The sequence below is a fragment of the Saccharicrinis sp. GN24d3 genome (assembly GCF_052400645.1).
Taxonomy (GTDB): domain Bacteria; phylum Bacteroidota; class Bacteroidia; order Bacteroidales; family Marinilabiliaceae; genus Saccharicrinis.
Genome location: NZ_JBQTGI010000001.1, coordinates 36,949 through 50,181, shown reverse-complemented (window position 1 = coordinate 50,181; position 13,233 = coordinate 36,949). Strand labels below are relative to the sequence as shown.

The window sequence follows — 13,233 nt, the reverse complement described above, 5'->3', positions numbered from 1 at the left end:
GCTTATTATATTTTTAATTTTTAGCGGTTTCGCCAGTTTTGGCGAAACCGCTAAGTATATAATTATTCACCTACTTGAACTATTTTTCCTAAATGGTTGGTTACAGAAATGATTTGACCTAAACGGTTTACTTGTAACTTCCAACACTTTTCTTTTACCATAACTCCTTCAATATTCTTTTCCATTTTATTCAAAGCCGAGAACTCATTTTTATTCCAAATTGAACTTGAAACTTCCGATTTTACAAAAAAACATTGGTTACCACTACTACTTATCATTTTATAAATCCGTCTTACCTGCTCCACATTTAAATTGTTAAAACTTATAATAATGGGATTTTCCATTTCCTCATCAGTAGGTATATAAACCAAGTCATTAGGCGAAAGCGAAAATAAAAACATACCTTTTTCTTTATTTATTGGAACAAGCGTTCTTTCCTCTTTAGGTAAGTGAGCAACTTGCTTTTGATGTTCAATAACAACATTTAACGGTATTGTTTCATATTCTCTTTTCTGTTTTTCTTCATTCCAATAAATAGCAAAAAACAAGTTTGTTCCTTTTGCAGCTTCTACAAATTTTAAACTTTTTGAACCATTATAGCCAACTTTAAACTTATTTCCTTCTTCAAAAATTCTTACTTTATATATAGGTTGATGAGGAACTCCATTGTTTAATTCTACTATATTTTTATTTAACTCTTCTAAGCCATCCTGACCAAATGCTTTTGCAAAATCCTCTTTACCTTTTTCATCCTTGAAATTCAGCAAATGTTTTTCAAGTATATTTTTAATACCCGTATCGGTGACACTTTCAAGTTGTTTACGCGTAAACTTTTCTGTTAACAAAGTACGAGTAGCCGCAGCATTTTGAGTATAACTATAAACTCTTAATTGCGAAACATTTTTTCCATCTACTTTATATGGGTGTTTTTTAAAATGTTTAGCAATCTCTTTTTCGTTCATGCCTGCAGCAAACAATCCTTGAACCAACTTTTTCAACTTCTTATCCACAAGATTTTTCCAATCTTTTAATCCATTGGTAAAAGATACTTGTTTTGTAACTCTAACATGTACAGCTCCACTCACAGTTTCTTTATGCAACGGCTTTCGTATAGCCCAATTATCTCCCTTAGTTTGTAAAACCAATTGCTTTTTTAACTTACCATCACTTTGTTTAACCCACTGCAAGGTTTTGTTGTTGGTTTTATTAATGACACGAGTATTTTGTTTAAAACTCACTACGGTACTTTCCAAAGCATTCAAGGCATCAACCGGAAACCTATTCCATGGCATTAACATTGTTTTTTTGTAGTCTCCTTTATCGTTCCGCACCAACAAGCTATCACGCAAGGCATAATTTTCATTTTCTGCATTTAAAGCGTTTAAATAATGAATATGCTTACGGGTAGTACAGGCTATCACCAATGCATCCATGGCATGGTGTCTATGGTCGATACGTTTTTTACTGAAACCTTTCTTCAATTCATCTGGCACATCGCACCTAAACGCATTGATGGAACTATCAAAATATCCAAAATTGTTAGTTCCAGTCAACTCATTTAAACGTTTAAAGCGAGGAGCCACCAGTTCATTCCATTTATCATTTAAGCCCCAGTCTTGTTTTAGTTTATTTGTAATAGAACCTGTTACTGGAACAACATTTGGAGATATAGTATCGATTTCATCGCCATCTTTAACAATATTGTTTAACAAAGACTTTACTAATTTGCTGATATATCTGCTGTCATTCATTTGGCGCTGGATAAATCCCTCCGGGATATCTTCGCTCATCAACTTCTGAAGTTTAATCCGGTTATTTTTAAAATAACGACTACAGTGAGCTTCATATTCACCTATCGAAAAAAGTCTTACACTTCTCCCTGCCGATAATTCAACAATCTCGCCCCCATTTGTTTTCAAAAACTCATACGCTGTTTTGTTACTTTTTAAATGGTTCACTTCACTTTCACAAATCACCTTATTGCTCAGCGAGTCATCAAAATATCGCGCTTGAGGAATAATATGTTCAATTTGATAATCTGTAGTAAACAATTTACTTAAAGGAATCATCTGCCCCGTATAAGGCGAAACATATCCCTGCTCCAACCAAAGCTTATAACGTTTGATATCTGAATTCGATGGTGAATTATTTTTCCGAATTTTGGCAACATCATCTTCGCTCATTTGAGAATAATCCGCATCGGGATTGTTGACAATACCTTCTTCGTATATTTTTAGGATTTCTTGCTGACTTGGAGAATATGCTTTAACATCGCCTTCAACATTGCCATCATTCATTAATTCCTTAAGCACTTCACGAATTCGAATGTTGGTATTTTCATTTTCGATACTTCTGGCCGATATACTTTTACGTTTATCTGCCGGATTCTTCATATCTCGACCCAGTTCTACATGAATCTCATCAAAGAATTTATTTTCTCCTTTGCCATACACCGTCCAAATATCTCTTACAACCCGTAAAGTTTCCGTTACTACTTGCTCTACTATTGGATTTCTTAAACTATGTTGCTTAAACTCATTCAAGTATTTATCAATATCGTTTGGCGTATTCCACTTTGCACCATCGCTACTCTCCGCATGTCTATTATAAACAACATAACACGCTAACCAAAGCGGCATACCTTTAAAATCACCAACATTATTTAAATATTTAGTTTTTTCTCTCACTCTATCCTTAATCCCCCCATCAAACTCTCCATCAATAATTTTGTTAATCCTTTCTAAAGTTGTTTTTTGAATCTGATTTTTATCCCAATATTTCCCTAAACGCATAAGCGGCAACAATTTACTTAATGCCTTTTGTGAGTAAGAACCATAGTCATTACTAAACGGCGGAAACTTAACAAAACTCTTAACAAATGACTCTATATCAAATCCATATTCCTTCGCAAAAGTGCCTAATGCAGCTTCAAACTCTGTTTTATCTTTAACGGAATATACAATGTGCCATAAATGTTGCTCTGTTTTATTGTCAAAATAAAAATCTTTTACAACATCATTCACCTTAGACAATCGCGAAGCAAATTCCGATCTGGTTTCGTTACCCGGGTATCTTTTATCTTCTACATAATTCCATCTATAAAGCCCCTTCTCTGTTTTTGGGATAAGTTTCTTCTTTACAAAGTGGTCAATTAAATTCTTTTGCTCAATTTCTTTCTTTGTATTGAAAAAATCAAACAATTCAACCCAATCCTCCTCCCCACTAATAAATTTGTTGGTTACATCAACATCGCTCTTGGCTTCTTTTCTATAAACCTTGAGGTTGCTTAAAAACTGCCACAAACGAAATTCCTGAAATAATGGATGCGATTTTGGAATAGCTCTAATTCCCTCTTTTATCAATACTTCTTTTTCAATCTCCTCTCCACCATATATTTTCTCTTTTATAACTTTTTTGAAAGTACGAGATTCATATGAGCATGCCGCAATAGTAGACTTTTTACTTTTTAAAGGTCGCTGGTAAAAGATAATGTCATCTAAAAACAGATAAAGAAAATCTTTATCGCTAATGTTAATCCGATGGGCTTCATTATTCGGATATAACTCTTTTATACACGATTTATATAACTCCCTATCCTTTAACTCTTCATGCAGGCTGCATTGTTTCGCAAGAATAGCTTTTAGTTCTTTTTTATAAAACTTACGTTCTATTGTACGAACCAGCTTTCCTCGTATTTTTTGTGTTGGCTCACTTAAAAGAGTTTCATAAATATATTGCCCTACTGTTTTTTCCGAGTTATCTATGTCCTTTTCTGTTTTTTGCTTAATCGCAATCCAGTCTTTTTCTGAATCTACAGCTCTAAAGCTACGTTTTACCTCCCCATCTTTATCCAACTTTGGAGAACCATCATTATCTAATTGGGTGGTAACAATAAATTCTTTTGTTTTCCCTACCCAATAATCTAAAGGATCTTTACTTTGACGCCTATAAACCCAACCATTTTCAAGCACTACATTATACCAAATACCTTTTGCATTTTTATCATCAGTTGCTTCTACTCTATCCACTATTAAAGCAAAGAACTCCTCCTTTTTAGTATCATCATTTTCTTCATCTTCCCCTCTTAACTGATAGTACCCCCGCTTTTGATTAAAGTTAAGTAGTATCCAAGCCAACTCTTCTTTTGTAATTTTTTCGGTCAGTGCCTTTTTACGTAAATAATAGAGTGTCCAATCATATGGAATCTTAATATCTTGCCCTGCTTCATTAAATTCCTTAACCATCTCGTTAAAACTTTCTTTAAAAATAAATTCAAAGTCTGTTTTACCTTTTTCTTCATTCCAAACCGGTAAATAATTTAATTTAACTTCTTTTTCTCCGTTCTTAGCTTCTTTAAACTGTCCTTTGCTATTTTCAAAATCAATCGCTTCGCAATAATGTTTTGGCAAAAAGTCCAAAATATTTAATACCCTGTGCAAACGTTCTCTCCTTAAATTATCTCTTTGATATAAACGTCGCACTCCTCTATAATGTGTTCTATCTGCTGTTTGAGAATGACTTTGTCCTTTCCCAAAATTATCCAATACATCTTGACTCATTGGGATTATCCGACTTCCCAATCCCAATATTTCACCTTCTTTATTTTCAAAATCTTGCTTAATCATGGCCCAACCAATGCTGTTGGTTCCCAAATCCAGCCCTAATATTTTCTTCATAATTTCGTTTAGTTATACTTGTCTATAAATCCACCACTTACAACACCTGCCTTACATCATTAAAAAAACACACGTGTTTCTAAAAAAAAAGACGTGTGTTTTTCACAAAAACGTAGTGTGTTTTTTGGTAAAACCTCATTACGTTTTTTTTGAGCGCTAAAAACTTACTTTTCAAGATTGCTTTTCATACTCCAAAGTCTTGAGCATGCTCTTTAGGTTTTTACCGGGCGTAAATACCGTTTTTGCGCTTTTAATGGAGCGCGAAGTAACATCTTCGGCAGTTTCTTCGCCGTTACTACTTACACTAATGCGTAAACTACCCAAATCGCCCAAACGAACAATTTGACCATCTTCCAGTGCATCTTGCATAGTTTCAACCATAGCATACAACACGGCTCTAATATCTGCTCCATTAACTGTACTGGTTTGTTCAATACGTTTGGTAAGTTTGGTTAAGGTCATCTCACCATTGGTAGTAGCACTGGCATAAAACTTTTTAATACCGCCACCTGCCACGCCAGGTTGGCCTTTTTCAACAACTTTAATCTTAATTGACATGAGGTTATTGTTTTAGTTAAATAAAATAAACGTTAATAAAGTTAAAATATTTAATTAACAAAACAAATAATGAAATCAACTAGTATCAATTAAAAATTTTGTAAATATCCTTGCTTGCGTGCTATTTATTGCTAAATTTGCTTTCATACAATATTGAAGCAATTCACAATAAGGATTATTCCGTTGTGAAAACATTCAAAGCGGCACTGGCATTTGTTAGTGTCGTTTTTTGTTACCTTAGCTTTTCCCTCCATTCCTTTTAAAGCACGATCACATCATTGGCGAAACGCATGCTAGCATAATAACAAATAGTACCATTGGAGGTAGTTAGCTAGTTTTACATTGATTTTAGAACGCAGACTGTTCGCTAACCCAACCTTACCTAAAGTGTGTGCATCAATTCCTTTACCCCTGCCTTAGAAGGCGCGGGGCCCATCAGATCCGGTAACAAATGATATAAAATAGATTAATTTATAGTTTCTACCTTTTCCAAAGTTCAGAACCTTGTCGGTGCGACCGGGGCCTGTGTACAATAGATATCTTATACAGAAATATAGAAAGAATCCATTCCCTAAAACACAAACTTCACCCCGCCAAAAACATTAAAAGGCGATCCCTGATAGTAATACCTTGGCAGACTGTTACCAAAAGCATTAACATTGATAATTACCATGGAAGCATTACGCGTATCAAAAAGGTTATCCGCGCCCAGATAAAAATAGGCCTTTGGCTTCATCAAATGAATATCCAGCCATACTTTAATGTTAGATTTACGTTAAGTGAAGTAAGGTTTGGAGTTGGCATCGATCAGGTATGGACTGCCTTGGAAATGATGATTAGATTATTATAAAACGTTGCCGGCTCCCTGCCACTTCACCTGTGAGGTTAACATCAGGAATACCAGGAATGTGCTTGCCATGACAATCTGTTCCGTCATCCACAAAATCATCGAACTTGTTTGCGGAAGTTAAATAGGTAAAACATAAGTTTAACCCGCAATATGCATTAGAAAATCTATTACACATTGAAATTGTTTCAAAACAAGACACTCCGCTGCTTCAATTCAACTCACCATAACGATGAAAACCTAGTAAGATTGCACTTTCAATGTTCACGACAAAGTTCTAAAGCATAATCCGGGTTTAATGAACGGTATTGATTCGTTTTAAGGGTTTATTACCCTTTTCCCAGATCCTGAACCAAAGCAAAAAAACAGGTTGTTCTACGCTGGCTAACAATCATTAATTTAGCCTATATTTAGCCCGAGTCATCAAGAGGCAGCATATACGGCTAACTCCCCAATAGTAATTTAAGACTTCTTAATATTTTTTTTTGGAATAAAGGTTATACATTTGACGGTATACATAAACTAGCAACCATGGCAATAAAAGTAGCAATCCGGCACAACACCTACTATAAGTACGACAGACTAGTATCAGCCTCCCCGCACGTAATCCGGTTAAGACCGGCGCCGCATTCACGCACGCGCATTCATTCCTACTCATTAAATATTTCACCCAAAGAACATTTTATCAATTGGCAGCAGGATGCTTTTGGCAATTACCTGGCACGTGTGGTCTTTAAAGATAAACTCAAGGAATTAAAAGTGGAAGTTGAAGTGATTGCAGAAATGACTGTGGTCAACCCCTTTGATTTTTTCGTGGAAGAATATGCGCAAACGTTTCCTTTTGCGTACCAGAAAGTAGAAAAAAAAGAGCTGACGCCATATTTCGAGATCGTTGAAAGCGGGCCATTATTGATGAAATGGCTCAAAAAAATTAAGAATATCAAAAACGATAAAATTGTTGAGTTCTTAAGGGATGTCAATCAAATGCTATATGACGATCTGGATTATACCATTCGATTGGAAACCGGCGTATACACTTGCGAAGAGACTTTGGAAAAGAAGAAAGGCTCGTGCAGGGATTTTGCCTGGCTAATGGTTCAAATCATGCGGCACCTGGGCATTGCTTCCCGCTTTGTATCAGGTTATCTGGTACAGTTAAAGTCAGATGAAAAATCAATAGACGGTCCTTCCGGCCCCGAGGAAGATTTTACAGACTTGCATGCCTGGTGCGAGGTTTATATTCCGGGAGCGGGATGGATTGGACTGGATGCCACCTCAGGTTTATTTGCGGGCGAAGAGCATATTCCATTATGTTGCACGCCCGACTACGGAAGTGCTTCACCAATAACCGGGGCTACGGATAAATGCGAAGTGGAGTTCAGCTTTGTTAACGATGTAAAAAGAATCCACGAAGACCCTCGCGTCACCAAACCCTTTTCCGATCAGCAATGGATTAACATTATGGCGCTTGGCGATCAGGTGGAAAGGGAATTCGAAGAGGGCGACGTACGGCTTACCATGGGCGGGGAACCTACCTTTGTGTCTATGGACGACATGGAGTCTCCGCAATGGAACACCGATGCCGACGGAAAAGAAAAAAGAGAGCTGGCCTACCAACTGCTTCACAAGCTAAGCGAAAAAATAGGCTACGGTACCCTGCATCAATACGGTCAGGGCAAATGGTATCCGGGCGAACCTACTCCGCGCTGGCAAATGTCGCTTTACTGGAGAAAAGACGATAAACCCATCTGGAAAAACAAAAAATTGTTTGCGGATGTGAGCCAAAAACACCATTACACCAATGCAGACGTAGAAAACTTCATAAAAGTACTGGCCACTAAGCTTGGCGTAGAAAAAAACAATGCCATGCCCGCCTACGAAGATGCGTTTTATTATTTATGGGAAGAAAGAAACCTACCCAAAAACATTGACCCGCTTAACATTAACCTCAACGACTCCCTGGAAAGAAGATCCATGATGGAACAACTGGACAGGGGTTTAAACAAAGCGGTAGCTTTTGTATTACCCCTGGAATGGGCTTACCAAAAGAAAAACTGGATCAGCTGTGCATGGGAATTTAATGGCCGTAAATTACTTTTAATACCCGGCAACTCGCAAGTGGGTCATCGCTTGCCGCTAAATTCCCTTCCCTATATGGCGGAAGCCAGAAGACAAAAGCCCTATGAGCGCAGCCCCTTTGAAGAGGTAGATGAACTACCCGACTATCATCAGTTAGTGGACCAAAGATCGAAGGAAGAAGCAGACTACAGCATTCCCGACGAACTTTTGTACCCGCCTAAAATAAAGCACAACGCGGAGGAAGAGGAAGAAAACCTTCTAGAAAAGTTCATGCCTTTTAGCACCAAAAAAGAAAAAAAGGACGATTATGAACCCCTGTACGATACATTTACCATCCGTAAAGCCCTGGTGACCGAATTAAGAGATGGAAGGCTGCACATCTTTATCCCACCAACCGATCTTATCGAGCATTATTTAGACCTGTTGGCCGCCATTGAATTAACGGCCGAAGAGTTAAAAATGAAGGTGGTGATTGAAGGTTACAACCCGCCATACGACAATCGTATTGATAAATTGATGGTAACACCAGATCCGGGCGTAATTGAAGTAAACATCAATCCTTCAAAAAACTGGAACGAGCTGGTAAGCAACTACAACATGCTTTTTGAATGCGCCAGGGAGTGCAGGCTAGGTGCTGAAAAATTTATGCTAGACGGCAAGCATACGGGTACCGGCGGAGGAAACCACATTACGCTGGGAGGAATAAAACCGGCTGATTCACCTTTGCTCAGAAGGCCTGATATATTAAGAAGCTTTATTACTTTTTGGCAACACCACCCGGGATTATCTTATTTGTTTTCAACCTCTTTCGTGGGTCCCACAAGCCAGGCGCCAAGGGTCGACGAAGGACGTCAGGAAATGTTGTACGAGCTGGAGATTGCTTTCGACCAGATACCAAACCCCGGCGAAAAAGAAATACCTTTTTACCTGATTGACCGAACCTTAAGAAATCTCTTGATCGACTTAACAGGCAATACCCATAGAGCAGAGTTTTGTATCGACAAACTCTACTCACCGGATTCTATGTCCGGAAGATTGGGTATTTTGGAATTAAGAGCCTTTGATATGCCACCCAATAAGCAAATGTGCCTGATGCAGTTATTGCTTATCAGAACTTTATTCGCATGGTTTTGGAAAAAACCCTACAAGGGCAAACTGGTACGCTGGGGTACAGCATTACACGATAAGTTTTTGACCCACCATTTTGTGAAGGAAGATTTGAAAGATGTGGTCAGCCAGCTCAATGATGCAGGATACCATTTCGATATAGAGTGGCTGGAACCTTTCTTTGAATTCCGCTTCGCGCATATCGGTCGTATTAATTACGAACACATCGAACTTTCTTTGAGATCGGGCATTGAACCCTGGAATGTGCTTGGAGAGGAAATGTCAAGCTCGGGAACCGCACGTTTTGTGGATTCGTCGGTAGAACGGGTAGAGATAAAAGTGGAGGGCTTAAACGACGAGAGACATAAAGTGTTATGTAATCAGATGCAAGTGCCATTGGTAAAAACAGGTAAAGCCGGCGAATACGTGGCCTCCATACGATACCGGGCCTGGCAACCCCCTTCGGCGCTGCACCCGAATTTGGGTGTGGACACTCCTCTGGTATTCGATATTTTTGATACCTGGACAGGAAAAGCGGTTGCAGGATGTACCTACCATGTATATCATCCGGGCGGCAGAGCCTACGAAACCTTCCCGGTAAACAGCTACGATGCCGAAGGACGAAGGGTATCGCGTTTTTACGAAGGCAATCACACACAGGGAATGTACCAACCCGAGTATCCTGATTTTAACATGTATAAAAACACCAGCCATACCCCCGGTAAAATTTCTTTTATTCAGGGAGACATTCAACGGTATATTACACCGGGTACAACAGATAATGTGAGCACGGTAGCTTTTGTGCCAACCAATATCGAATCCGATCCGGAATACCCTTGCACTTTTGACATCAGAAAACAAAAACTCAAAAAATTAAAATAACGCCTGGCGGGTGCTATTTTAATTTGAAGCATTTTTATCCGAGATCTGTCATTGGGAATCTTTAAAATTCCTAATGACAGCAGGCTTCTGCCGTAACGGGGAATCCCGGTGTATACAATCTCACATTGCGGTATGTAACCCGGGTTGTTACAGTTACGTAATGAGCATTTAAACCCGGATTATGTATGGGGGTTCGTCATGCGCATTGCAAGTACAATAAAACCGGACGCTGCAGAAACAAGGCATAACTTGTCCCGATTATTTTCGGAAGCACTGCTCCGGTGAGTTGAAGCAAGTTAGGAAACGCCGTGTTATGAAGTAATTTGTTGGCGTAACAGGATTCCTAATGCATAGGACGGGTGTAAGCAGTGTAAGCCTTAGGGCATTGAATGAATGCCAATTTTGGGTTTATTCTAACGCTCAATAAAAAACCCCGGGTAATCATCCGGGGTCTGTTACAAGTTATCCTATTCAATCACCCTGCAAGGGCAACAGAACATTCGTATACTATATTTTTTTTGTCGTTTCTCGTTGGTGTCTGTTTCCTTTTATAATACCCATTACAACTTGCCGGCCTTAATCCTCAAAATGAATAAACGGCGGCAATGCATTGGCTGCATCCACTAACTTTTGATTCCATTCGGTTGATGTATCCTTTAACTCCTGCTCTGTCTTGCGAAACTCCATCAATTCTTTTGATCCATTTTTATACAGTATAAAATCAACCGGAAAATCCACATCGCTGGCATTTTTATAAGTCGCATCAAACGACAAATAAGCCACTTTTATGGCCATGTCAAAGGTTATTTCTTCGTGCAAAAGCCTTCTTAAAATAGGTTTGCCAAAACCGGTATTCCCGATAATCACATAGGGAGATTCATCCGATACTTCCACCCAATTCCCCTCTGGAAGTATCAAAAACAAAGATGCCTTTTTATCATTTTCACACTGCCCGCCCACGATAAAATGAGCATCAAACATAAAGTTGCTGGCAGTTAAATCTTTCAAATCCTGATGCCGGACTTTTTTAACCGTTTCACCCAATAGGTCTGCTGCTTTATATAATTTATCCGGATATTGATGGTCCAATTTATCCTCAAAAAAATTCTTTACCTTATCCCGGATAGAGCGCAACCCGGATGACATAACAAAAAAAGAATTCCTTCCGTCCTGATAAGTCAATACCTTTTTCGAAGTTGAGATTCCCAAACCACTGCTTATGCGTGTATCTGACAGGGCTATTACGCCTGTTTTACTTTTAATTCCAATACAAAAAGTCATTTTACTGATTAATTACGGTTACTTTATGGGTGTGCTTTTGTTCCCCAACGGTTTGAATAATCCCTTTAATCGGGCTACAATCATTATAATCTGTTCCGTGTGCAATTTTAATATAATGATGATTAACAAGCAAATTATTAGTGGGGTCAAACCCAATCCATCCCACATGGGGGATAAACGCTTCGGCCCAGGCATGTGTTTGGCTGGTTCCGATATGTGAAAATCCCGGGTTCATATATCCACTAACGTATCTGCAAGGTATGCCAAATTGCCGGGCTATGGAAATAAAAATATGGGTATAATCCTGGCACACGCCTTTTTCCAGGCAAAAGGCTTCCAGAGCCGCAGTCTTTGTGGTGGTAACATCCACGGTATATTGCATGGCGCCATTCACTTTTTGATTCAGCTCCCGCAAAAAATTCAACACCCCCATTTCATTCTTAAATGAAATAAAACCCTCTGCCACTTCTTTGGGAATATCAGTAAGGGGCGTTGGCCGCAAAAATAAAAAATGCTCAAGCTTAAAGGCATCGGAGGAAAGTCTTTGCAACTCTTCCTGCGGAGGCCAGGGAATAAAATTAAAGGGATTTTGATGCTTCACTTTCACCTTTACATCCAGATGAAAACTAAAAGCATCGATGGGTTCTTGCCGGGTATATTGCAACACATTAAACCCAAAGCTATTTTTAGCAAAGTATTCTGTACTTTTTAGGCTACACTTAATATCCAGTTCCGAAATATTTTGATTTACGTAAACAGCGGGGATTGCTAAAATTTGAAAAAACGATTTTGTGACCGGATTTTCATATTTATTTTCTATAGAATATGAAATACTAAATTCCATTGTTATTTAATACGAGAGATATTTCTTTTCAAAATCTTGACTTATTTCAAACAAGGTTTCCTTGGTATAGTTTAATAATTTATAGATATCATCTTTAAACTCATCAATAGTAAAATAATTATATTGCGCATTCAGCTTATTGATTTTATATTCAATGGAACCCTCCTCAATATATTTCGATTCGGATATGTGCGAAAGATAAGCAGCTATTCTGTTTATGCTGTATTGTAACGACCTTGGATTGTGCTCGTTAAGCATTAAAAACTCAAGAACCTCGTGTTTATTTGGGATAGAACGATAATATTTGCGGTTCATATCAAAGGATTCCGTACAACGTAAAAGCGTTGTCCACTCAAAGCTCAATTTGGTAACCGGGTATCCCAACTCCTTAATTTTATACACGTCGTGCAGTTTGGAATTGATAATCCTCACCATTTGCAACGAACGCTCAATATGCATGGCACATGATATCAGCGACCATGTTTCGTCATGTAATATGGAGCCATATATTTTACCCCTCACTACCGAAGTTTGCTCCAGTATTTTTTGCATGACATCATACAAACCCGCGGTTAAATAGTTTTCCACCGGGTAAGTATTAAAATAATGATAATGTGTATTAATAGACTCCCAAATCTCGCTTGAAATTTCGTTTCGCGCACCCCTGGCATTTTCGCGTGCCAGGGTAATAATGCTAAACAACGAATTGCTGTTCTCCTTGTCGAAACCGATTTTATACAGCACCTCCCTTTCATCGCAATCATCCATATCAAATATACCCACCATATACAAAATGGATTCCAACACAAACTTTCTGCTGTCCATTTCCTCTATTGGCGCATCAATGGATGAAAAATACAATTCTTTCACATATCGGGCAATATGTTCGGCTCTTTCCACATATCTGCCCATCCAGTACAAATTACCTGCTACTCTTGATAACATTACATTCATAAACC

Annotated in this window: 8 protein-coding genes; 1 reads left to right on the top strand and 7 read right to left on the bottom strand. The window is 38.3% G+C overall.

What is annotated here, in order from left to right:
• Positions 1 to 62 precede the first annotated feature (62 nt).
• The 4 genes from cas9 to ACT29I_RS00190 form a co-directional block, all read right to left on the bottom strand.
• The gene (gene cas9, locus ACT29I_RS00205; RefSeq protein ID WP_444792439.1) at positions 63 to 4,676 is read right to left on the bottom strand and encodes a type II CRISPR RNA-guided endonuclease Cas9; all 4,614 of its coding nucleotides are present in this window, start codon (positions 4,674 to 4,676) and stop codon (positions 63 to 65) included.
• Between the two features lie 171 nt (positions 4,677 to 4,847).
• Positions 4,848 to 5,234: an HU family DNA-binding protein gene (locus ACT29I_RS00200; RefSeq protein ID WP_430933417.1), complete on the bottom strand. Its 387-nt coding sequence runs from the start codon at positions 5,232 to 5,234 to the stop codon at positions 4,848 to 4,850.
• A gap of 571 nt (positions 5,235 to 5,805) precedes the next feature.
• Complete coding sequence (locus tag ACT29I_RS00195) at positions 5,806 to 5,970, bottom strand: hypothetical protein (RefSeq protein WP_444792438.1); 165 nt, start codon at positions 5,968 to 5,970, stop codon at positions 5,806 to 5,808.
• Between the two features lie 100 nt (positions 5,971 to 6,070).
• Positions 6,071 to 6,259, bottom strand: coding sequence for a hypothetical protein (locus tag ACT29I_RS00190; RefSeq protein ID WP_430933415.1), 189 nt, complete (start codon positions 6,257 to 6,259; stop codon positions 6,071 to 6,073).
• A 353-nt stretch (positions 6,260 to 6,612) separates the two neighbouring features.
• On the opposite strand from ACT29I_RS00190, the gene ACT29I_RS00185 reads away from it, so the two are divergent.
• Positions 6,613 to 10,149, top strand: coding sequence for a transglutaminase family protein (locus tag ACT29I_RS00185; RefSeq protein ID WP_430933414.1), 3,537 nt, complete (start codon positions 6,613 to 6,615; stop codon positions 10,147 to 10,149).
• 576 nt (positions 10,150 to 10,725) lie between these two features.
• Here ACT29I_RS00185 and ACT29I_RS00180 read toward each other — a convergent pair.
• From ACT29I_RS00180 to ACT29I_RS00170, 3 genes are read right to left on the bottom strand one after another with little or no spacing between them, the layout of a single operon-like run.
• Positions 10,726 to 11,430, bottom strand: a complete 705-nt coding sequence (locus ACT29I_RS00180; protein ID WP_430933413.1) for a peptidase — start codon at positions 11,428 to 11,430, stop codon at positions 10,726 to 10,728.
• 1 nt (position 11,431) lies between these two features.
• On the bottom strand, positions 11,432 to 12,274 hold the full coding sequence (locus ACT29I_RS00175) for a transglutaminase-like domain-containing protein (RefSeq protein ID WP_444792437.1): 843 nt from the start codon (positions 12,272 to 12,274) through the stop codon (positions 11,432 to 11,434).
• 6 nt (positions 12,275 to 12,280) lie between these two features.
• On the bottom strand, positions 12,281 to 13,228 hold the full coding sequence (locus tag ACT29I_RS00170; RefSeq protein WP_430933411.1) for an alpha-E domain-containing protein: 948 nt from the start codon (positions 13,226 to 13,228) through the stop codon (positions 12,281 to 12,283).
• Positions 13,229 to 13,233 lie beyond the last annotated feature (5 nt).